Annotated in this window: 27 protein-coding genes; 8 read left to right on the top strand and 19 right to left on the bottom strand. The window is 39.7% G+C overall.

Annotation, left to right across the window (positions count from 1 at the left end):
• The 9 genes from ACJTDF_RS02600 to ACJTDF_RS02560 all read right to left on the bottom strand — a co-directional run bounded on the left by ACJTDF_RS02600 (position 1) and on the right by ACJTDF_RS02560 (position 8,878).
• Complete coding sequence (locus ACJTDF_RS02600) at positions 1 to 384, bottom strand: hypothetical protein (protein WP_407966014.1); 384 nt, start codon at positions 382 to 384, stop codon at positions 1 to 3.
• Positions 385 to 425: 41 nt separating this feature from the next.
• Complete coding sequence (locus ACJTDF_RS02595) at positions 426 to 1,883, bottom strand: hypothetical protein (RefSeq protein ID WP_407966013.1); 1,458 nt, start codon at positions 1,881 to 1,883, stop codon at positions 426 to 428.
• Positions 1,883 to 2,581: a hypothetical protein gene (locus tag ACJTDF_RS02590; protein WP_407966012.1), complete on the bottom strand. Its 699-nt coding sequence runs from the start codon at positions 2,579 to 2,581 to the stop codon at positions 1,883 to 1,885. Before ACJTDF_RS02590 ends, ACJTDF_RS02595 begins: the two co-directional genes overlap by 1 nt.
• 54 nt (positions 2,582 to 2,635) lie before the next feature.
• Positions 2,636 to 3,067 (bottom strand): hypothetical protein, encoded by a 432-nt coding sequence (locus ACJTDF_RS02585; protein ID WP_407966011.1) that lies wholly within the window; start codon positions 3,065 to 3,067, stop codon positions 2,636 to 2,638.
• A gap of 30 nt (positions 3,068 to 3,097) precedes the next feature.
• Positions 3,098 to 4,213, bottom strand: coding sequence for a N4-gp56 family major capsid protein (locus ACJTDF_RS02580; RefSeq protein ID WP_407966010.1), 1,116 nt, complete (start codon positions 4,211 to 4,213; stop codon positions 3,098 to 3,100).
• A gap of 91 nt (positions 4,214 to 4,304) precedes the next feature.
• The gene (locus tag ACJTDF_RS02575) at positions 4,305 to 5,198 is read right to left on the bottom strand and encodes a hypothetical protein (RefSeq protein ID WP_407966009.1); all 894 of its coding nucleotides are present in this window, start codon (positions 5,196 to 5,198) and stop codon (positions 4,305 to 4,307) included.
• Positions 5,199 to 5,209: 11 nt separating this feature from the next.
• Positions 5,210 to 7,252 carry a portal protein gene (locus tag ACJTDF_RS02570; RefSeq protein ID WP_407966008.1) on the bottom strand — a complete coding sequence of 681 codons (2,043 nt, stop codon included), beginning with the start codon at positions 7,250 to 7,252 and terminating at the stop codon, positions 5,210 to 5,212.
• A complete protein-coding gene (locus tag ACJTDF_RS02565) occupies positions 7,237 to 8,562 on the bottom strand; it encodes a PBSX family phage terminase large subunit (RefSeq protein ID WP_407966007.1) in 1,326 nt (441 codons plus the stop codon). The genes ACJTDF_RS02570 and ACJTDF_RS02565 overlap by 16 nt, the downstream gene beginning before the upstream one ends.
• Entirely contained in the window at positions 8,543 to 8,878 is a 336-nt protein-coding gene (locus ACJTDF_RS02560; RefSeq protein WP_407966006.1) for a hypothetical protein, read from the bottom strand. Before ACJTDF_RS02560 ends, ACJTDF_RS02565 begins: the two co-directional genes overlap by 20 nt.
• A 282-nt stretch (positions 8,879 to 9,160) precedes the next feature.
• Between ACJTDF_RS02560 and ACJTDF_RS02555 the strand changes: the two genes are divergently transcribed.
• Both ACJTDF_RS02555 and ACJTDF_RS02550 read left to right on the top strand, forming a co-directional pair.
• Entirely contained in the window at positions 9,161 to 9,448 is a 288-nt protein-coding gene (locus ACJTDF_RS02555) for a hypothetical protein (protein ID WP_407966005.1), read from the top strand.
• Positions 9,449 to 9,573: 125 nt separating this feature from the next.
• A complete protein-coding gene (locus ACJTDF_RS02550; RefSeq protein WP_407966004.1) occupies positions 9,574 to 10,056 on the top strand; it encodes a hypothetical protein in 483 nt (160 codons plus the stop codon).
• 29 nt (positions 10,057 to 10,085) lie between these two features.
• Here ACJTDF_RS02550 and ACJTDF_RS02545 read toward each other — a convergent pair whose 3' ends face one another.
• The 4 genes from ACJTDF_RS02545 to ssb form a co-directional block, all read right to left on the bottom strand.
• Positions 10,086 to 10,355 (bottom strand): type II toxin-antitoxin system RelE family toxin, encoded by a 270-nt coding sequence (locus tag ACJTDF_RS02545; protein ID WP_407966003.1) that lies wholly within the window; start codon positions 10,353 to 10,355, stop codon positions 10,086 to 10,088.
• Positions 10,339 to 10,566, bottom strand: coding sequence for a DUF6290 family protein (locus tag ACJTDF_RS02540; protein WP_078680157.1), 228 nt, complete (start codon positions 10,564 to 10,566; stop codon positions 10,339 to 10,341). Before ACJTDF_RS02540 ends, ACJTDF_RS02545 begins: the two co-directional genes overlap by 17 nt.
• A gap of 96 nt (positions 10,567 to 10,662) precedes the next feature.
• The gene (locus ACJTDF_RS02535) at positions 10,663 to 11,193 is read right to left on the bottom strand and encodes a hypothetical protein (RefSeq protein WP_407966002.1); all 531 of its coding nucleotides are present in this window, start codon (positions 11,191 to 11,193) and stop codon (positions 10,663 to 10,665) included.
• 14 nt (positions 11,194 to 11,207) lie between these two features.
• On the bottom strand, positions 11,208 to 11,663 hold the full coding sequence (ssb, locus tag ACJTDF_RS02530) for a single-stranded DNA-binding protein (protein WP_407966001.1): 456 nt from the start codon (positions 11,661 to 11,663) through the stop codon (positions 11,208 to 11,210).
• A gap of 189 nt (positions 11,664 to 11,852) precedes the next feature.
• On the opposite strand from ssb, the gene ACJTDF_RS02525 reads away from it, so the two are divergent.
• Positions 11,853 to 12,134, top strand: coding sequence for a type II toxin-antitoxin system RelE/ParE family toxin (locus tag ACJTDF_RS02525; protein WP_249677308.1), 282 nt, complete (start codon positions 11,853 to 11,855; stop codon positions 12,132 to 12,134).
• A 15-nt stretch (positions 12,135 to 12,149) separates the two neighbouring features.
• The gene (locus ACJTDF_RS02520) at positions 12,150 to 12,443 is read left to right on the top strand and encodes a HigA family addiction module antitoxin (protein WP_407965899.1); all 294 of its coding nucleotides are present in this window, start codon (positions 12,150 to 12,152) and stop codon (positions 12,441 to 12,443) included.
• Positions 12,444 to 12,615: 172 nt separating this feature from the next.
• Here the strand turns inward: ACJTDF_RS02520 and ACJTDF_RS02515 are convergent, their stop codons facing one another.
• From ACJTDF_RS02515 to ACJTDF_RS02500, 4 genes are all read right to left on the bottom strand, one after another.
• Positions 12,616 to 13,065: a hypothetical protein gene (locus ACJTDF_RS02515; protein ID WP_407966201.1), complete on the bottom strand. Its 450-nt coding sequence runs from the start codon at positions 13,063 to 13,065 to the stop codon at positions 12,616 to 12,618.
• Between the two features lie 166 nt (positions 13,066 to 13,231).
• Positions 13,232 to 13,681 carry a hypothetical protein gene (locus tag ACJTDF_RS02510; protein ID WP_407966000.1) on the bottom strand — a complete coding sequence of 150 codons (450 nt, stop codon included), beginning with the start codon at positions 13,679 to 13,681 and terminating at the stop codon, positions 13,232 to 13,234.
• On the bottom strand, positions 13,641 to 14,702 hold the full coding sequence (locus ACJTDF_RS02505) for a hypothetical protein (RefSeq protein ID WP_407965999.1): 1,062 nt from the start codon (positions 14,700 to 14,702) through the stop codon (positions 13,641 to 13,643). Before ACJTDF_RS02505 ends, ACJTDF_RS02510 begins: the two co-directional genes overlap by 41 nt.
• Positions 14,692 to 15,162: a crossover junction endodeoxyribonuclease RuvC gene (locus tag ACJTDF_RS02500; protein ID WP_407965998.1), complete on the bottom strand. Its 471-nt coding sequence runs from the start codon at positions 15,160 to 15,162 to the stop codon at positions 14,692 to 14,694. The genes ACJTDF_RS02505 and ACJTDF_RS02500 overlap by 11 nt, the downstream gene beginning before the upstream one ends.
• A gap of 71 nt (positions 15,163 to 15,233) precedes the next feature.
• Here ACJTDF_RS02500 and ACJTDF_RS02495 point away from each other — a divergent pair, with 71 nt between their 5' ends.
• Positions 15,234 to 15,854, top strand: coding sequence for a hypothetical protein (locus tag ACJTDF_RS02495; protein WP_407965997.1), 621 nt, complete (start codon positions 15,234 to 15,236; stop codon positions 15,852 to 15,854).
• A gap of 249 nt (positions 15,855 to 16,103) precedes the next feature.
• Here the strand turns inward: ACJTDF_RS02495 and ACJTDF_RS02490 are convergent, their stop codons facing one another.
• Both ACJTDF_RS02490 and ACJTDF_RS02485 read right to left on the bottom strand, forming a co-directional pair.
• Complete coding sequence (locus ACJTDF_RS02490; RefSeq protein WP_407965996.1) at positions 16,104 to 16,823, bottom strand: hypothetical protein; 720 nt, start codon at positions 16,821 to 16,823, stop codon at positions 16,104 to 16,106.
• A 12-nt stretch (positions 16,824 to 16,835) separates the two neighbouring features.
• Positions 16,836 to 17,177 (bottom strand): hypothetical protein, encoded by a 342-nt coding sequence (locus ACJTDF_RS02485; protein ID WP_407965995.1) that lies wholly within the window; start codon positions 17,175 to 17,177, stop codon positions 16,836 to 16,838.
• A gap of 83 nt (positions 17,178 to 17,260) precedes the next feature.
• On the opposite strand from ACJTDF_RS02485, the gene ACJTDF_RS02480 reads away from it, so the two are divergent.
• The 3 genes from ACJTDF_RS02480 (at position 17,261) to ACJTDF_RS02470 (ending at position 19,020) form a co-directional block, all read left to right on the top strand.
• Complete coding sequence (locus tag ACJTDF_RS02480) at positions 17,261 to 17,599, top strand: helix-turn-helix domain-containing protein (RefSeq protein WP_407965994.1); 339 nt, start codon at positions 17,261 to 17,263, stop codon at positions 17,597 to 17,599.
• Positions 17,600 to 17,832: 233 nt separating this feature from the next.
• Positions 17,833 to 18,213, top strand: a complete 381-nt coding sequence (locus tag ACJTDF_RS02475; RefSeq protein WP_407965993.1) for a hypothetical protein — start codon at positions 17,833 to 17,835, stop codon at positions 18,211 to 18,213.
• A 15-nt stretch (positions 18,214 to 18,228) separates the two neighbouring features.
• Positions 18,229 to 19,020 carry a recombinase RecT gene (locus ACJTDF_RS02470; RefSeq protein WP_407965992.1) on the top strand — a complete coding sequence of 264 codons (792 nt, stop codon included), beginning with the start codon at positions 18,229 to 18,231 and terminating at the stop codon, positions 19,018 to 19,020.
• Position 19,021 lies beyond the last annotated feature (1 nt).

The raw sequence follows: 19,021 nt of genomic DNA, 5'->3' as shown, positions 1-19,021 counted from the left end.
TTAAAGCTGCTTTCTATATTCTAAAAGATTAACGACGTAGCCATGCGATTGAAGAGATTTTTTCCATCCACGCCGGCCTATGATAAGAAGCTCTTTCGCTCCCTTTTCCTTATAATAAGCTTCAATCTGAGGAATAACCTGACTTAAGTGTTTTCCGCCTTTTCCGCTCAGCGTGACAATAACGGCCCGCAGGGTTCCTGTGATGAGTTTCTGTAATTCTGTTGTGACATGAGCCATAAAATTTTCATGCGCATCAACGATAATCCAAAGAACTTTATCGCCATTCAAAATATCATTTAAAATAGTCTCTGGAGCGTAATCCTCAGCAAACCTCTTGTTAAAGCTAGCAATGGATTTTAAGACAGGATCCAAATAGGGTGCCATCTGGTCCGCACTCCATTTTTCCGTATTATAAATCTTAAAGTTCATCTTATGCCTGCGGGTTTAAGCGTCACATCAAAACCCGTCATATGAGTCCATTGGGTCCCTTCTGGGATTCTAAGCCGCAAAGCGTGATAACGGGCCCGAGACCGAAGAGTGTACATTCCATTATTATAGGCCGCATAGCGTTCTTTAGCCCAGTTTAATTTATTTCTCTTATCAATGATAAATGCAGAGCCAACACTTAAACGACCTTTTATTGTGTCCGCTTGAACAAAGGCTTCCGTCATTAAATTGATCTGTCTTCCTGTGTCTCCTACCGTTTGTGAAGCAATCACTGCTTCCATCGGGGCACCCGCAAAAAGCCCAAATCTATTGTCTTCAGTAAAAGCTCCCAACACCGGTGCGCCATTTTGCCACATCTTACTATCAAGGGAAGCGGGTAAATCTATAAGGCGCTCTGAAACTTCGTCTAAACCTTCTAAGGTATACCCCGCTGCAAAGAGAGGAAATAAAAGAAGATCCTGCCCCTTAATGACACTCCAGATTTGGAGCAGCCAGTCATAAACATAGATACTGCTTCCTGTAATATCATCATGAAGAGAGAAATAAACCCGTGAATAGATAGGATCAATACACGCTTTCATCTCATCAAGAGCAAAATTACTGTAGAGCGTAAAAACGGTTTTATCCACTTTACCAAAACCAATAGGAACCATTTCTCCTGTACTGTTGATCTGGTAAAAACCATCATCAGAAATAAAAAAAGTATTGTTGCCACGGCTTGCAATAGCCGTACTGCTTTTCGCACCCATTTTATCTTTTATCTTGGCAAAGCTGAAGATAATTTTAGAGCCGGGAACAAATGTTGCATGATAGATAGCCGAGCGCATAAAAATAAGCGGATTGGTCGCTTCCGTTGAGCCTTGAACATATTCCCCATCGGGAAAATCTTGATAGTCGCAATTCTTTTCACCAACAGTCCACCATTCAGCATCATTCAATCCAGACCACTGAACACGGTTGGGCTTATCGGTCAGCTTCATCAAGCAAACAAAATCGCCCCATACACGGACAAGACCTGCGCGTGGAGGATTGCCGCCTAAATCATCAAACTTTTCATCCATTTTCAGCGCAAGCTTTTGAGGAACATCGTTGCTATTAACAGCAATGATATGCTCTCCAAAAGAAGCAAAAGACCATGGCGCGTTTTCATTCGCGTGATATTCAGTCCCTGGCTTGCTGATATCTTTCCAGCCACGCGTACTATTGTTATACTCATACAGCTTTGTCGGTGAACCTATGATAATCCGCACACCATTTAAGGACCGTAGAGCATAAACACCCAAGATAACATCAGGAAAAGGATCCGATGCGGGTGCAACCATTGGAAAGGGAATATAGGACTGAGGAGCAGGCAAAACATTTACGATCTCATTCGAATAGCCACTATTAATAAAGGCAATGTCTGGCCGAAATTCAGCAATAGGGATAAAAGTCATCAAAAATCTGTGTGTTGTATCTGAAATAAGTTTTTACGTCGTGAAGTCTCGATGGTCAGGGCTTCTAATTGTTCCTGAAACATCGCAAAAGCCGCTGCAGCCATTTGTGGTTCTTTGAGTATATTCGTATAGAGTTCATACTTTGCACGCGTTTTGATAAGCTCATACGCTTCCAAAAACCAGATTGAATCCTCTTGCATAGTCTCAATCTCTTTTATTCTCATAGGACTAAGAATAAGCCGTATGGAATAAGAAGCATCCGGGATTGGAGACAAGACAAGCTTTTGTTCAAAATAGGCATAACGTGTCGGAATCCCACGATCCCATTCACTCTCAGAGCTTTCAAGAATGATCGGGTCTATCCGCAAAAGCTTGAACTTATGGGAAGGCTTATCATAGAGATAAACATCAACAATCTGAACAGCCTCTGCAATAAAGGGATTGACCTCCCTTCCATAACGATTTTTGCCCCTTAAAGTCGTAAAAACAATTTCACGGCTTTCATTAAAATAAAACGGAAAACGTTCACAAAACCGAAGTGCTGAAAAGATCGCCTTCTGTACTTGATCTATATATTCATCGGTTTGATCATCTATTTCATCTTGAATGTCCTTTAACATCTGAATGAAATTTTTATTACGCGGAACAAAGGCACCTTTCTCTTCAATCGGACCACTTGTCTGTATCGTTATTGCCATCATCAATGCTTTCAAGAATTTCGGGGGACGAAAGGAGCAAACGTCCCCCTTTGTTTAACGATTAGTGTAAAACTCAACAATGACTTCAGCCTCCCCTTGGGTGCTTTTCTTGTCTCGTGTGACATAAATCGTGTTCTCAAATTCTAACGGAACGTTTCGCACAGTGAGAGGCAAATCAAGCTCTTCAACTCCAGAGGTCGCCAGTGTTGCTGTGCCATAATCACTGTTATTTGGTTGTTTTCCAAACTGTGCCGTTGCACCATTAAAATCGGTCAGCGTATAAACACTGATGCTCTTAATGAAAGCATCTCGAGGCAAAATACCAACTTTCGTTGTAAGTCCACGATCCGTATGTTGAATCCGAGTCCGAAAAAAACTAACTTGTTGTGTATGGATATTCCGACCTTGTAAAGCGATCGGCATTCCATCATCCGTTGTCTCACCAACATCAAAAGATGACCGTGCGAGGGAGTGTTTCTTTTCCATAATTTAATCCTCTTTATGGGCTCAATATTTTTATATTTCTTCAGAAAAAGACGGGAGAACTATCGTACCAAAATCTTGCCCTCCTTGCTTAGAATGAGGCAAAGTGTAACGTGACTTTTTCATCCCAATAATGGTTTTGGCAGCAACGCCAAATTCACGTTCATAGTCAAACAATTTCTCTACAAGATGATAACGCGTTTTTCCTTTACTATGACCATAAGCCATAATCACACTTTGTGCCCCGAGCAAAACAGCGCGACGAACAGAAAGAACAGGCTCTTGCGTTTTTGAATGAACACCATGAGGAACATGTTCAGACTCCCGTAAAATAACACCGTTATACATGCCCAGTGAGCCATCAAAAATGGGGTTTTTAGCGCGGCTTCCACTATAAACCGCTTTGGTAATGTCAAGCCACTGGCCAGCATCTGTATTCGTGCGCAATTGAGTCACCTGTTTTGGGTGAAGATATACCACATAGACACTTTCTCCATTGACACGCACCGGTCTAATTTTAGGATTAGCCAGTTTCGCACGTTCCACAGCATCATCGATAAGAGATAATGTAAACTTATCGTCTATTGTGAGTTCTTCATCAGCCTTTTTCTTCCCTGGGCGAATAACGCGCAATTTACTGGGCTCCAATGGTGCATTAAAACCATAATGCACTGGTTCTATCGTTGTTGTCCGACCCTCAAACTTCATCCACGGAGCTGTATATCCAGCAGCTTGGATAAAGAACATCATACTCAGTCGATCAGCATACCAATCAACAAGTCCAGTCTTTGCTTCTGCACGCAAATTAAACGGAACACGTTGTTGATCAATTGTTCCTTCATATTTAACACGTGCAGCATGAGAAAGCTCATTGAGCCGCACTGTTTCATTCATAAATTGAAGCGCCTCTTCATTTCCTTCCAGCGTTTGCCCTTCGGTAACACCAGCTCCCATAAGCTGAACACGCAGTCCACTCGTGACTGAATCACCCGCTGTTTTATTCAAACCTTCCAAAACTTGGATGACATTATTTTTATCTTTTCCCATAAGAGGAGCTATTGGTGTTGCTTTTGAGCTTTCTGCGTTAAGCAGCTTAGCCCAAATCTGAACAGCTAAGGGACTATTAATGTTTACGTTTGTTGTTGCCATTTCAAAAAATGCCTTTCTTGGTTTTTAAATGAGCCTTGCGGCATAACCAAGCAACCACTTGGTTATCTCTTCTGCACCACTGCGCATCTCTTCACATCCTGTCCATGATGTGTTCAAATTTTTCTTGATTCTTCTCAACCCATGCAGCTAACTCAGCTTCCGACATGGAAGAGAGTGTTCTTATATCAACACCGCCTAAGGGAACCTGCCCACCACGCGCGGCTAAGGTCCGTGCTGCTGTGTTACGCTCTTGGAGAGCTTCAACTTCATTCTTGTTCTGAGGGCCACTATAGCCAAAAGCTTTTGCCTTTTGCACAAGCACCTCGATGGGGTTGACACCTGCTTTTTGGCACTGCTGACAGATTTGACGCAATTCAGCACCAATTTGCTGTTCTCTCAGTGCAGGATCTTTCCATTGCGGATAAAGACCTGTTTGCGCTTTTAATGAATTATCGGCAATCTCATAGAGATAATTTGTGATATTGTCTAAATCTGGATATTTGTCTTGAACCTGGGCCTTGGCTTCTTCAAAATAAGCCCCTAATTGCTGCCTTTCATAGTGCTCTTGATTTATACGCTCCTGCTCCTCTTTCATAAAAGAAAACTCATTCAGCAATTTCTGTTGTTCTTGCACTTTATGGCTAAGCCAGGCGATATGCGCTTTAGGATCATCTTCTAAAGTCGGGACATTCTTATCATACTGTTGAGCAATTTCTTCCTGCATAGCAGCATATTGCTGCGCAATCTCAACAGCAAGCTCACGCGCTTCTTCAGCACTTTGCTCTGCCTTTTGGCGGGCTTGTCTCTCCTGCTCTATCGCTTCATAATCATACGGTTTCTGAGGCTGTTCATCGACCACCTGTTCAGAATTCTCATGCGATTCAATCGTGTCAATCACTTGCTCAGGTTCAACAAGCTCAACAGAATAATCATTGGCTTGTGCATCGTAAATCGCTTGTTCTTCTGGCGTCAATTGTTCTTCCATCTTTTGTTCCTTTAATATATTGTTGCTCTTCTCGTTGCAGCCCGATACTGTTCTGACTGCGCTTGTAATGCTTTACGCTCTAAATCACGCTGTGCTAGCACATTCTTGGCTCTTTGAAGCTCAAGCTGCATCCGCGCTTGCTCCTGCTTCAAGAAAAGCTCAATATTTTTCTGCTGTAAGGCAGCTTGTTTCTGCTGTGCATCAAGGTGATAGAGAGTGCTTTTTGCCTGTGCTTCCTGCTGTAGAGCTGCAATCTTTGCTTGTTGCTCTGGGCTGAACTGTGGCCCCTGGCTTTGTTGCATCATCTGCTGTTGCTGCTGTTGTTCCTGTGCCTGCTGCGCCTTGGCCGTTAAACTCGCCACAAGCGTAGCGGGTAACGGTGAAAGCTTCAGAAGATCGGGGATCATCTCCGGTGTTAAAAAACCACCAAGCAACGGTAACATCTGAGTAATCGCTGCAAAAGTTTTCTCTTTTTCATTCGGACTGGTCGGAGAGTCATCAACAATAATATCATATTCAAGACTTGTCACAGCTTCACGCGTTAACGGAACATACTGAGCGTTCTCAGGACCAGAAATCCGCACTAAACGACCATCAGAAAGATAATTCTGGATCAAATAAAGAATAATTTTTCCTTGCCTGCAGCGGTAAAGCTTGAGATTATCAAATAAACTGGCAAGCAAATTCAAGGTGGATTGTCGGCGGGTATTTTCCAGGACATTCGCTTGATTGACCTCCCTGGTCCCTATAAACTCGGCAGATAATCCTGTGACATGCGTGATAGCCTCGCGCGATTCATTAAATAACTGGAAAAAACCAGCAGGAAACTGCGCACTGGGCTTCGGCTGTAATTTTCCACTGGTCAAAGCTCCATTTTTCAACCATGTGATCGCATCCGTGCGCGACCAACTGTCCAAAGCCTGACGTTCATCGTCAAAAGCATCGCGTTCAGCCATCAAACCGCCTTTGGATTGGCTGTTGAGGATATACATCACCTGACTAAAATATTTATTAGACCATTTTTGCGGATCTTTCGCAGGACGAACAATCCCGTAAAACTGGTTCTTAAGCTTATCCAATGTGCCTGTAATACATTCCCACCCCAGCTGTCCGTCAGGCGCTAAAGGCCGATCCGGCTTTGCTAAAAGGCGACGACCAAGAAAAGCGCGCTTAACAATTTTCTTCTGAAAGCGAGCCCCTTGGAGTTCAGACAGAACAGTCTGAAGCTCTTCAAACTCTTTTTGACTATAATCCCGCATCTGACCCGTTTGGGGATCCGGTGCCTTATAATAAGTCTCATACTCAAACCAACGACATTCAACAAGGGTCACAAACCGCCTGTCTGAAAAGGATGAGCCTTCAATATGAGGATCACCATAGGCATCAAGCGATACAGGGGAATCTTCAGAACCCATGGCTCCCTCTACAGACCAGTCCGCATTCAGATCTTCCAAAGCCATATCGGGAAAAAGATTCTTAGCATCCTCAATGGATTTGCGATCCACATACCACAAGCGCTGCGCATCAACCAAATTGGATCTCACAGCATTCGCATCCCAAACCATTTTTAGCGGATCTAAACGCCTAACTGTGGGCACACCTTCCGGATTTGTTTCATAATCCAAACGTGTATCCGTCCATCCCATGCCACAAATGATCATATCTTGAAAAGCATCGGAATCTGCATATTCAGCTTCCGCTTCATCTCGAAACCATTCCGCTGCTCCCGTTAGCAATTCATTGGGGATTGCAGCACCAACTTGCCGCGGTTGAAACTGTACTTCTCGCTTATTATTCCGCTCCGCTCCAACAATCGCATTCACCAAAGGCGCTATCCGATTAAATGTCATCACAGGACGCCGTTGCGTTCTTAAAACCGCAAGATCTTCCTCTGCCCACTGACGACCATTGTAAAAATCAAAGTCTTCACGCGCTTGTTCCCGCCATTCATTAACAGGCTTAATATCTTCAGCATACCAAGACTTTAAGCGTCGATAGAGTGCATAGTCGTCAAGATATGCTTTCTTTTTATCGTTCTCTAAAAGGCCATCCATGAGGCTGTTTCTCTTTCTATAGCGTAATAACGATTGTGCTGTGTCTTCATTCGTGGCGCTTCATAGGTGATGCACATCAAGCCAAAAGCATCGGCTCCATGGCTCGACCAATCATGCTCGGCTCCTAAACCAATGCCACGTTTGTCATCCCACTTTTCGTGATACCAACTTAAAGCCTTGCGGCCTCCAACCGTTGTCTCTTCATGAAACCAAATAGACGGTAAAAGACGACGCACCGCCTCTATCCGCATTTTAACAGCACCGGCTCCTTGATTAGGAATAACCTGCGTTTCAAAACCTGCATCATTCAAGGCACTCTCAAAACTCACATGATGCACGCGATCCTTGGTGGCACCATCATGCGGCAAAATCATCAGCGCCTTCTCATAGCCATTCTGACGCAACCATCCGATATGCTCCGATAACGGCTGTCCCTGTGCTTCATAATAATCAAGCACTCTGATCTCTTTACCAACAAACTGTGCTATCCAAATCGCCGTGGCATCTGCCTTCGCTCCCGTCCCACCAATATCCCAAAAGGCACGGAGCTGCATTAGAGGATCACGAGCAACACGCCCGATCCGACCCTCTTGCTCGGCTGCCAACATTTCCTTTTGGAAATAAGCTCCCTGAACCGCTTTTAAATAACCACCTTCCCAAATATGTTTATAAGTCTCAGGACGATTCCTAAGATCATCAAGCCGCGCTTCATTCAATATCTGCGGAAACTTCGGATTGTCTGACCAATTGATCTCAACACCCTTAATTGCTTCATTCTCTGAAAAGCGAAACCGCCTTTCAACCGGTGCAGTGTCTCTTAAGGGGTTCCATGTCACCCATAACTCTGCACGCCATCCCTCACCTTCTTCACGTAAAGTCGGTATAAGAGTCTGCCACGCTGTCTCAGTTACCGGTTCTGCCTCATCAACCCAACAGAGCAAAATCCGACCCATCGATTTGATACTGGCTATATTCCGGTCTAGTCCTGAAAACTGGAAAGATATTCGACCATCCTTCGACTTAATCGAGGACTCCCCAACCTGATAATAATCCTTTAAAAAATCATGCGCTTCAACAGCACGCTTAATTTCCTCCAAGGAACTCTCTGCTAGCGAATTCTGAAATTGACGCGCACAAAGGATCGTCCCAGAAATGCCTCCCATACCAAATTGATAGCCTTTCAAAGCAGCCATCAAAGCAAAGGATCTTGTCTTCCCTGATCCTCGTCCGCCCCATGCCGCACGCACCGCTGCTCTTCCTGAAAAAATCGGTATGAGCTTGGGGACAATCTTAATCTGTCTTATGGTCATCAACCAAAGGCGCTATTTCTACACGCCCTATCATTTTAATCGCTCCACCATTCTCTCCGGTAACCTGTAACGGTAAAACCTTACCAAGCAACGCTAAATAAGCCGCTGGGCAGCTGACAGCTTGCTTTTCTAAATAAGAGACCAAACCATCATTTCCTATTTTATTGCCCGCATTCTCAGCAGCCTTAATCACAGCTTCTTTCAAAAGACGCGTTATTTTATTCGGAACACCTTTAACGCGACCACTTCCTGCCTTCGGAGGAATACGCTTCTTAAGTGGCGCTTGAGGAGGCTGAGTGGTATTTTCTGATGTCATTAAATACACCCTCTAAATAACAAAAAACCCCGCATTTGCAGGGCATACAGAAGAAATACAACATAATTTTAGATACAAGTCGACTAAGTACAGTGACATCATTAAATATGATTTCCTATACCATGTCAACAAAAAAAAATCTAAATATTGTGCTTTTTTATTTCCATCACCTAAATCTAGTGTCTTTAACACCAAATAAGACGTCGTTGTATCATCTAAACGAATCTATTACACAGCAACATAAAATTTGTTGTGCTTATAAAACGAAGGGGGGAGACTTCAGTGTTATCTTTCAAAAAAGCAACTTTATTAGTCATAGTAATCAGTGGATTTTTTCTTTCCTCTTGTGAACAAGAATCAGACTTAAATGAGGACCGCATTCCAAATAACCTAGCCGATGCAGTCGATATGTTTGACGTTGGTCCTCAAAATTTATATGATCTTCCAAATGAAGTCCTTAAGAAATTTAATATTAATCGATACAATCTATGTAAAATGTTAAAAAAGCAACATGAACAGTACTATGGTTATGATAAATTCAAACATGTTGATTGTAATAGTTATCAGTGAAGAGTAAAAGCACTGAAAATCATATAACTAAATAACGACTTCCTCTCTTTAGAAACAAATGAAACGTCATTACATCATTTGAACGAATCCATTACACAACTGAAAACTAACAAATGGGGGTGTTCATGTTATTTTTCAAAAAAGAAGTTTTATGCAGCATTAAAGAGATACTTAAACCAATTTTATCTTTACCACTCTTGACTATAATTGGCTTTGTGGTGATAGGTTTTAATCCCTTCGAATTAGACGACAAGCAACTAGACAAATTAGTTTTACCAACAGCTGTAGCATTTATATCGTATGTTATTATACTAGTCACGCGAGCAGAAACAAAAGATGAAGAAGACAAAGAAGACGAAAATATTGACAACACATCTAATATATTTTCGCTCTTGCTCCTCCAAGTTCTAACAGGGATATGGGCGGCTGTGATATCAGTTGTTGTATTTTATCCTGTCACATTAATAGCCATCGTAGGAATATTAATTTTTTTTGCTATAATAGAAAATTTAGATATAATTATACCAATTGTAGCGAGTATAGCATTGATATTAATTAGTCTTATAGCGTTTATAGCATTGATCAAATTTATTTGGACAATGGTCTAACGATCAAAATATTTGCTGAAAGATTTTCCTCAACCTTTATATATATTTTTTCTATGTCCAACAGCCAAGACTAACACGACAAGCTCTTTATCATAAAGATCACAGAGTATCCTGTAATCTCCTACACGATACCTCCATAAACCTGATAATTGGCCTCTTAAGGGCTTACCTATTGCACGTACATCTTCAAGAGAAGCAACATGCTGATCTAAAAAATCAACAATCCTCTGTGCTTCTTTTTTATCGCATTTTTTTAAAAAACTGAGAGCTTTTTTTTCATATCTAATCGTCCAAGCCAAGCTCTTTCCTCACCTCTTCAGAGCTATAAAAAGTAGCCTCTCCTCTTTGAATGCGCTCTCTTACTTGTGAAGCTAAATAGTAATCTTCTGCTTCCTCTATTCCACGTTCAATAATTTCACGCAAATAAAAAGATTTTGTACGTCCTGTCTTAGAAGCTAAATTATTCAAACGTGTTTCAAGATCACTTGGTAAACGAATAGATATTGTCATAACGCAATCCTCATATTTGTATTCACTGTAATACAAATACAACGTATTGTACAGAAAAACATTTTACGTCATGCTACAAAAAACTTCATAAAACATTTAACATTTAGTTTTTCTGACAAAATATTTCTGAAGCGCATTCAGAATAATCCGCAATGAAAATACAAGATATGGTAATTCTTTATCTTCCATCACAAGATATTGTAATGCTGCATAAAGATTAAGCTGTCGATAGAAGCCTTGTGTTTCTCTTATGACCTCTTGTACATTTGAAAATTGCTCTGTTACCAACTGAACCCATTTATCCCTTTCCTTCTCATCAGAAGAGGAAGGCATTTCATCATAAACAGCATTAGGCAATCCTTTTGCACAGAGGTAATTGTTTTTGATTTGTAGATACTTTTGCGCCGCGTCATATTGCTCTTGAGTAAGCTCATCTTTCAAATAAAGCCGCCCTATGTAAGTACTTGAAAGTGGATTCTTTGCTTCTTGTTTTGTCAAACCAAAATGCTTAGCACGCATTTCAATCGCTAATTGATCAGCAGCAACAAATGGCTTTTTAGCCCGAGAAATACGTCCATTAGGTTCTCGGAGCTTTCCCAATATTTTTGGTCTTCCTCTTTGTCTCATGATCAACCTGTTGATTAAAATGGCATATCATCATTGAAAGAAGTCTTTGGCATTTCTGAAGGCTTTTGAAAGCTCTGTTCCCATGGCTTTGCTTGCTCTTGCATGGATTTTTCATGATCATCATCTTTAATACTCTCAAGCAACTTTAACTCGCCTTTGTATTGAGGCAGGACAATCTCTGTTGAGGAATGATCTTGTCCATTTTTATCTTGCCATTTACGTGTCTGAAGCTGTCCTTCAAGATAAACTTTACTTCCTTTCCTGAGATATTGAAGTGCAATTTTTGCTAAATGTGGATTAAAAATCACCACAGAATGCCATTCAGTTTTTTCTATTTTTTGATGGGTCTTTTTATCTGTATAGCTCTGAGAAGTTGCCAACCGAAAATTGACTATTTCTGCTCCAGAATTCATTGTTTTGCTTTCGGGATTAGCACCAAGGCGTCCGATTAATGTCACTTTATTGAGCATGTTTTTCCTGACCTTAAACTTGTATTTTATAGACATAAGATCTTAACATGATTTGCTTATTTTTTCAATTATTTCAATAATATATTATTATAATTTAACATATTAAATTATGTTTTACATGACTAATTAATAAATAATCGATTGACATAAATGCATGGTGTATCGTATCAAGTAACAAAGGGGTAATATATGGCAATCGTTAGTTTTAAGCATAAAGGGTTGAAGTTATTCTTCGAAAGAGGAATTGTTAAAGGAATACAACCTGCACACGCGAAAAAATTAGCAAATATTTTGGTAATTTTAGATACAATATCCGCACCCGAACAAGTAACGATTAAGTCGTATCGTTTACATGAACTTACTGGCGTTTTAAAAGGTTATTGGTCTATGCGTGTAAATGCAAATTGGCGTGTTACTTTTCGTTTTATTGGAACAGATGTTGAACTTGTTGATTATCAAGACTATCACTGATTTTGAGGTATTATGATGATGTACAATCCTCCACACCCTGGTGGCATTTTGAAAGAAGAATTGCTTGATACATTAGGATTAACAATAACAGAAGCAGCAAATCATCTCGGCATTGCACGTTTAACTTTATCCCGTGTCCTAAACGGTCATGCAGCCATCAGTATTAACCTTGCTTTACGATTAGAAAAGGCTGGTTTGAACGATGCCGAATTTTGGCTTAAATTACAACAAAAGCATGATCTCTGGCAAGCACGGCAGAACACTCCACTCCCTAATATTTTATCCTTAGAACAAGCAGGACATCTTTAGAATTTCTAATTCTAAAATAAATTAATAATTCTTTGAACAGCGTTAGCTATAGCGCCTGTTTCTTTAGTAGCATTACAAATTTTCAGAAATATTTCTTTCCAGTTTTTGCCAGAACGCTTAACTTGGTTTATTACAACCTTTTGTAAAATAGGTTTAAGCGACCTCAGCACTGTCAAATTTCTTTTGAAATGCTTTTCTTTTTTTTAGATTTCTTAAATTCTTGATGAAGAGCTTTCTCTATCTCCTGATCCATTTTTTTCAACATTGGTTCATCATCTTGATCGTCCATCACCATCTTTACAGAATGTTTTTTGATGTTTTTGTTCACCTCCTCTATGAGAGGCTCGATATTCAGAATATTCCGTGGCACATTGCCCCCATAGATCCAGGCTTTTACCTGCGCTTTGGTACTGAAATCAGCATTTTCTGGTATGGTGTAATACTGGCCACCATCAAACTTTTCACACTCTCTCGTGCCATCTTCATATTCGTAAAGATTGTAAAAATATTCTGCCGCTCCATCCCCCCACGGCACATGACCAATTGCCGTTGCTACAAATTTCTTCTGCATCGGCTGTTGACGGTTTGTTAAGAACAACTGTTTTAAATTTAAAATCTGCATCTTTTTTCCTATTTTTGCGTCATGCTCTGTTTGATTCAAATTTGACCACACAGCGCTTTTTATGTTGCCAACGTGGAATTCATCAAAAAACTATCAAATCTCTTTCTACGGTACATTTCTATCGATTTAAACACATGTCCAATCACAAAACGATCACCACTTTTCACTATTTTGTTGAAACCTTCTCTCCAAATCCATTCAAAACATTTTCAGCTTCTATCCTTTCAACAAGCCTGAGAGGACTTGCTTTTTCTCTTTCACAGCTCTTCATAACGGCTTTACGAACTAAATTAGCTTTGGATAAAAGCTCGTTTTCTAAAGCATGGCACAACTTTACAAGCTCACGAGTGCTAGGAAAAAACGTATCCGATAAACCATCAATTTCACCGCATAAAATCCGCTTAACCGTTCTCATCAGCGACCAAGATGAAACCGTTTCTAAAGCCATGCCATAAGCAAGCGCTATACCGTCATAATCTGAGCGCTGTGGAATTTTCAAACCACAGGAAAGCATGCGAAGAGCCTTAGAGATATCCTCTTTATCAGCTTTCACCGCAAACAGCTCTTGAAGCCGATCATAAGCCTCTAAAGCAATCGTTTCTTGCTGTTTGGTCAACTGGGTACCATCCACTAAGCTCAAGGGGAAACCCGGCGCTATCATGCTGTGAACTTGATTCAAAGTATCCTCGAGCGCCGATATCAAGGACACTGTCTGCAATCCGTTCCCCAACGCTTTTTTGGCCTTGAGAGCGTTGTTGTTCATAGTTCTTCCTTTCCTCTAATTTTTCGATCACCCGACGAACCCAATTACGCCAAGTTGCTTGCCAATCATGCTTGGTAGCGTCCTTTCCTGTCTTCGCATTCCAATAATCTCGAAATTTTGCTTCCTCGATGTTCACACGCTCTGGAGGTAAACCCTCTTCGATGGCAAACTCGTAATCAGGTTTGAAATCCTCAGGCAGTCGACAGCCTCGATTAGCTTGCGCTCGTTTTGCTTTTTGGGAAATGTTCTCTTGCTCGTGAATGGGAGGTTGGTTCTCTACATCCGTTGCGATTTGCTCTGATTGGCTTTCGCAATCACGAACCTCTGTTGGCTCTTCAACCAAATCGATAGGTTCTAAACTTTCAGAACAAATTTCTTTTTTTGATAATACGATAGTATTAGTTTTTTTATTATAACTGTTATTGTTATTGTTATTGTACCCTCTTGAAGAATCTTCAAGACATCTTGAAGAATCTTGAAGACCTCTTGAAGAATCTTGAGGCTTTCTTGAAGAATCTTCTTGATGTTTATTTTTCCTAGTGCTTGCAGCTTTTGCAGCTCTTTCTGCAAACTTATTTAAAGTTTCATCTGAATTGTTTAATTCTTCTTCAACATCTGAAATCCACAAACGACCATTTTCTAAGCAAATGACATGTCCAGATCTAAATAAATAATCTAACGCCTTTTCAAATCTTTTTACTGAACAACACGTAAAATGAGATAATATTTGTGCATCGTGTACAAGAGGCTCTCTAGTATGCAACATTTGTAATCGCAATCGCATATAAACATTGCCTTCAATCGCAGGTAAATAAGCAAGATCAAGTAGCCACTTGCCTGCAAAAAGCCTCGTCCAAGGTAATTTACTGGACATGTATTTCCCCTTCTTTCCTTAAATATAAAATTGCCAAAGCATCTGCTTCATTATCATCACAAGGCGCATGTCCTTTGGAACACATTGCCTCTATCATCTCTTCTTTCGAAGCATTTCCTTTTCCTGTTGTTGCCTTCTTTATCGTACCAACAGGGATACCTTCATACGGGATCTGATAATACTCACACCATGCTGTTAAGGTTGCTAACAAGCCACCGTAAACATGTGCGGCATCCGTCCCTATATGACGACGGACTTCTTCAAAATACACCGCATCAATTCTCCCTGCTATCAGCTTAATTTCATTAAGCCATTGCTTAAAACGCAAATAACGCATCCCACCCCCTTCAAAACGACGGGGCTGGAAATTCATAACACCACTGATAATGTGACCATCAGCACCACAAATCGCCCAACCGGTCTTTGTTCCTAGGTCAAAACAGAGAATCGTGTTAGTCATTTGAAATTCCATTAAACATTATTTTTATAAAGCCATTCGACGATTATTATTTTTTGAAATGAGGGGGAAAAATGTTAACGATATTTGAATTCTTTTCTACACTTTCTCTCACTATAGCTGCTATTCATGCTGGTATTTCAATTTGGATAGGATACAAAAAAGCAAAAGAACAAGCTCTAGGACCTAAATTACAAATTAGTTGTAAAAGAACGCTAACAAATATACCTTGCCATCTAAATGAAAAAATCACATTCAAAATAAATTTAACCACCTATAATCCTACAAAACAAGAAATTAAGATAAATAATATCTGGCTAGATTCCAAAAGTCCGTTTCAATTTGTCAAAGCCTTCTATCCCAATCCAAATTCCAGAGTTACTAAAGAACCAGGCATCAATATCCCTGTAAAACCTAAACACATCAACTTAATACATCCTGAATTCAAATCGGAACCAGAGTGCATATTTGATCTGTTTAATGTAGAGAGTGAGGAACAACTTACAATTTCACTGACCATTCAAGCTATGCAATCAGAGATAGTAAATCCTATAAATATTATTTTAGAACATACGTCCTCTAACTATCCCTATAAAACACTTAAAATTTTTCATTGCATTGGCTTTTTTCGTTTTTCAGAGAGGCAAAGATTGAATTTTTGGGCTAAGTTCAACGATGAACCTGCTAATATATAATTCCATCATTCACGATAAATAAAAGAGCTATACACTAAAAAATAAGCATTAAGATCTAAGGCTTTTATTAATCTCTATTATTGTACCAGTGAAAAAATACAATAACATTCAAAATAATAACCGATATGGATAGTAATGATATTGCCAAACCGTAATCCATCTTTATTTCCTTTCTTTATATTAAGATTGCTGTATATCTTTTTTGGATTTTGTCATTGGATGATTATCCCCCTCAAGACTATAACGTGCTTATATTATGTGTGGCGCCATATCGCGTGTATGAACGCAATTACACATATAAACTTTTTCATTATCGCGAAAATCTGCATAATCACCTACATCGGCATTGCCATAAATCTTGGCATCACCACGTATCGTAGCATGACCATAGACTAAAGCTTTGTCATAAACTTTCGCTTGATCGAAAATCTCTGCATGATCATAAACCTTAGCCCGACCGTAAACACGCACTAAGTCATAAACTTTAGCATTCCCATATACACCAGCTTTACCGTAAACCTCGGCTTCCCCCATAACTAAGGCTTTCTCATAAACCTCGGCTTGACCGTAAACAAGTGCACCAGCCACCTTCGCATTACCGTAAATCTTGGCTTGGCCGTAGACATAGGCACCACCAGAAATCTCTGCACAATCATAAACCTGCGCATTGCCAAAAACTTTAGCGCTTTCTGTAACACGTGCATCTCCAGAAATCTTGGCATTTCCAAAAACAAAACCAGCTCCAAAAGAATAATAGCCATCACAACTATCTGCACTTACCCAACAATTGCCTTCATGGCTTAAATTACCTTCATGCTCTATAAAACCACCTAAATCCCCTACTTTCACATCACCAAAATCTCTTAATGCACGGATACCAAAAAGCGCTATTGTATTATGCAAAGACTTTTCATCTGGATAAACAATCGTCCTCCCACTCACAAACTCATATTTCTGTTTTACTGACATTATCATGCTCCCCTAAAGCCTTTGCATATCGTTGCACTCACACTCATCTCTGCAACCAGAAATATCATCACAAAATGTCGGTGGATGGGATGAGCTTTCTTGAATTAATGCCTGTAATCGTTCAGGATAAAAAAAATCATCTGGACGTAGATCAATATTATTTTTACGAGCATAGTTTAAAAGCATCACCTGATATTTAGCCGGAATGATTCCGCCTTTACCTTCCCGTTTTTCAAGAGAATAAGCCCATTTTCTAACCACAATAACATTACGATTAATAATGTTTGCAACCTTATGATATCCACCAAGGTATGTAATTATAAGTTTCGCTGTTTCTGTATATGCTTTTATCATAACCAATAAATACGATATAAGGAACATTTAGTCAATACGATAAACGTATTTTTATGTTTTTTAATATTGTAAGGTTTTTAAAAATGATAAATAATTTAAGTATGGTCAAACAAAGAGAGCTAAAAATTTGGATAAAGCAAGAGCTCGATAAAATGGGCCGCGGCAGTCAAGCAAAACTTGCGGCCCATCTCGGAGTACGCAGACCAGCTATATCTAATATTGTCAATCTTGATCCCAATAAGGAAATGAGAGACGTTAAAGCTGATGAGCTTGTTAAAATTATGGACTTTTTTAAAGATTCTTCACCTGTTTCCGGATTTTGTTCTGATGACTTTCTTTATTTATATTCTCAAGCAAATGATTCTGAAAAAAAGATTGTCGAGGATCTTTTAAAATCTTTGCTCGCAGCACGAAATCTATAAAAGCTATTTTTTCACTTTCAGTTAACTTATTTAGCATTACAGTTAGCTGCTTGTTTCTCTCACGGTCCAACATAAATTCCCCACTTAAATTTTAAGATAATAAATAATCATGTGGATTATAGATACATTAAAATACGTTTATCGTAATTTTTTTCTTGACATTTAATTACGATAAACGTATTTTACTTTTATTAACACAAACAACAGCCGAGAGGCATTAGAGGGGGTAAGTTATGAAAAAGCCGATTTTTATTAATCCAAATGAAATTCTTTTAGCAATGTGCAGTAATGAAAATGAAAACACTGCACATTCTGGACCTTTTTATGATGAAACAGAAGTATTGAACTTTTTATCTGACATCGATGATGTGGAAAAAATTATTCGCATCGAGCTCTCAACAAATCGATGGGAAGATATTTCTGAAGAAATTGCTGAAGCATATTTAGATCAAAGCAGCTGGATGCTTGATGAAGAAAGCGATATTCCTTCTTTTGTAGAATACAGCGATGCCTATGAAGCTTTTAAAAAAGATCTCGAAGATCAAAAAATTGATGATGAGATCTATGGCACTTATGAAGAGCAACACCGTCTCAGACTCTCTGATGTGATTTAAAGAGGAATCTTTAACATGACACATTCTCCTTTAAGCCTTATATCGCAAAAATATGGCTTCTCAGAACAAGAGTTTCGTAAAACCATTGTTAAAACCTGTATCAGCCATAACTTCTCTGATGAAGAGTTTGCTGCTTTTATTTCCGTCGCTAATACTTATGGACTCAATCCACTCACAAAAGAGATTTACGCTCTTCCTAAAAGAGGTGGCGGTATTATTCCTGTTGTCTCTATTGACGGATGGATCAAGATTATCAAATCAAATCCTAAATTTGATGGGATGACCTTTCAAGATCAACTTGACAAGGATGGTCAACTGATCGCCATCAAATGTGCTATTCGTTTGAAAGAAATTAAAGATCCTATTGAGGTCACTGAATATCTTAACGAATGCAAACAAAAAACAGAACCATGGCAGAAATATCCTGCACGTATGTTGCGTCATAAAGCGGTCATTCAATGTGCCCGTTATGCTTTCGGATTTTCTGGTATTTATGATGAAGATGAAGCGGAACGGATTAATCAGGGCGCCCCTTCACAAAGGCAGCCTGTCTCCGATGAAATGATCATGGAAATCCAAAGCCTCATGCATGAAACACAAACAGACGAAACGAAAGTTTTGAGCTTTGCAAATGTCAGAAATATAACAGATCTTTCTCTTCAAGAAGGACAGACTGTTTTGCATCTCTTACAGAAAAAAAGAGAAAAACAAACCCCTCAAGAACAACAGCCGGTTGAAATTGTCTATGACTATGATGACACCTACAGTCAAGACAGTGTTCATCACCCAGAGCAACGGGCGGTGTGAA

This window comes from Bartonella bennetti, from assembly GCF_045945445.1.
GTDB lineage: Bacteria > Pseudomonadota > Alphaproteobacteria > Rhizobiales > Rhizobiaceae > Bartonella.
The sequence above is the reverse complement of the archived record's forward strand: the minus strand, read 5'-3'. Positions and strand labels throughout refer to the sequence as shown.

Bases quoted from the DNA above. Each gene is read 5' to 3' on its own strand.
- ACJTDF_RS02600 (WP_407966014.1), bottom strand. From the start codon at position 384: ATGGCACCCTATTTGGATCCTGTCTTAAAATCCATTGCTAGCTTTAAC.
- ACJTDF_RS02595 (WP_407966013.1), bottom strand. From the start codon at position 1,883: ATGACTTTTATCCCTATTGCTGAATTTCGGCCAGACATTGCCTTTATT.
- ACJTDF_RS02590 (WP_407966012.1), bottom strand. From the start codon at position 2,581: ATGGCAATAACGATACAGACAAGTGGTCCGATTGAAGAGAAAGGTGCC.
- ACJTDF_RS02585 (WP_407966011.1), bottom strand. From the start codon at position 3,067: ATGGAAAAGAAACACTCCCTCGCACGGTCATCTTTTGATGTTGGTGAG.
- ACJTDF_RS02580 (WP_407966010.1), bottom strand. From the start codon at position 4,213: ATGGCAACAACAAACGTAAACATTAATAGTCCCTTAGCTGTTCAGATT.
- ACJTDF_RS02575 (WP_407966009.1), bottom strand. From the start codon at position 5,198: ATGGAAGAACAATTGACGCCAGAAGAACAAGCGATTTACGATGCACAA.
- ACJTDF_RS02570 (WP_407966008.1), bottom strand. From the start codon at position 7,252: ATGGATGGCCTTTTAGAGAACGATAAAAAGAAAGCATATCTTGACGAC.
- ACJTDF_RS02565 (WP_407966007.1), bottom strand. From the start codon at position 8,562: ATGACCATAAGACAGATTAAGATTGTCCCCAAGCTCATACCGATTTTT.
- ACJTDF_RS02560 (WP_407966006.1), bottom strand. From the start codon at position 8,878: ATGACATCAGAAAATACCACTCAGCCTCCTCAAGCGCCACTTAAGAAG.
- ACJTDF_RS02550 (WP_407966004.1), top strand. From the start codon at position 9,574: ATGTTATTTTTCAAAAAAGAAGTTTTATGCAGCATTAAAGAGATACTT.
- ACJTDF_RS02540 (WP_078680157.1), bottom strand. From the start codon at position 10,566: ATGACAATATCTATTCGTTTACCAAGTGATCTTGAAACACGTTTGAAT.
- ACJTDF_RS02535 (WP_407966002.1), bottom strand. From the start codon at position 11,193: ATGAGACAAAGAGGAAGACCAAAAATATTGGGAAAGCTCCGAGAACCT.
- ssb (WP_407966001.1), bottom strand. From the start codon at position 11,663: ATGCTCAATAAAGTGACATTAATCGGACGCCTTGGTGCTAATCCCGAA.
- ACJTDF_RS02525 (WP_249677308.1), top strand. From the start codon at position 11,853: ATGGCAATCGTTAGTTTTAAGCATAAAGGGTTGAAGTTATTCTTCGAA.
- ACJTDF_RS02520 (WP_407965899.1), top strand. From the start codon at position 12,150: ATGATGTACAATCCTCCACACCCTGGTGGCATTTTGAAAGAAGAATTG.
- ACJTDF_RS02515 (WP_407966201.1), bottom strand. From the start codon at position 13,065: ATGCAGATTTTAAATTTAAAACAGTTGTTCTTAACAAACCGTCAACAG.
- ACJTDF_RS02505 (WP_407965999.1), bottom strand. From the start codon at position 14,702: ATGTCCAGTAAATTACCTTGGACGAGGCTTTTTGCAGGCAAGTGGCTA.
- ACJTDF_RS02500 (WP_407965998.1), bottom strand. From the start codon at position 15,162: ATGACTAACACGATTCTCTGTTTTGACCTAGGAACAAAGACCGGTTGG.
- ACJTDF_RS02495 (WP_407965997.1), top strand. From the start codon at position 15,234: ATGTTAACGATATTTGAATTCTTTTCTACACTTTCTCTCACTATAGCT.
- ACJTDF_RS02490 (WP_407965996.1), bottom strand. From the start codon at position 16,823: ATGTCAGTAAAACAGAAATATGAGTTTGTGAGTGGGAGGACGATTGTT.
- ACJTDF_RS02485 (WP_407965995.1), bottom strand. From the start codon at position 17,177: ATGATAAAAGCATATACAGAAACAGCGAAACTTATAATTACATACCTT.
- ACJTDF_RS02480 (WP_407965994.1), top strand. From the start codon at position 17,261: ATGATAAATAATTTAAGTATGGTCAAACAAAGAGAGCTAAAAATTTGG.
- ACJTDF_RS02475 (WP_407965993.1), top strand. From the start codon at position 17,833: ATGAAAAAGCCGATTTTTATTAATCCAAATGAAATTCTTTTAGCAATG.
- ACJTDF_RS02470 (WP_407965992.1), top strand. From the start codon at position 18,229: ATGACACATTCTCCTTTAAGCCTTATATCGCAAAAATATGGCTTCTCA.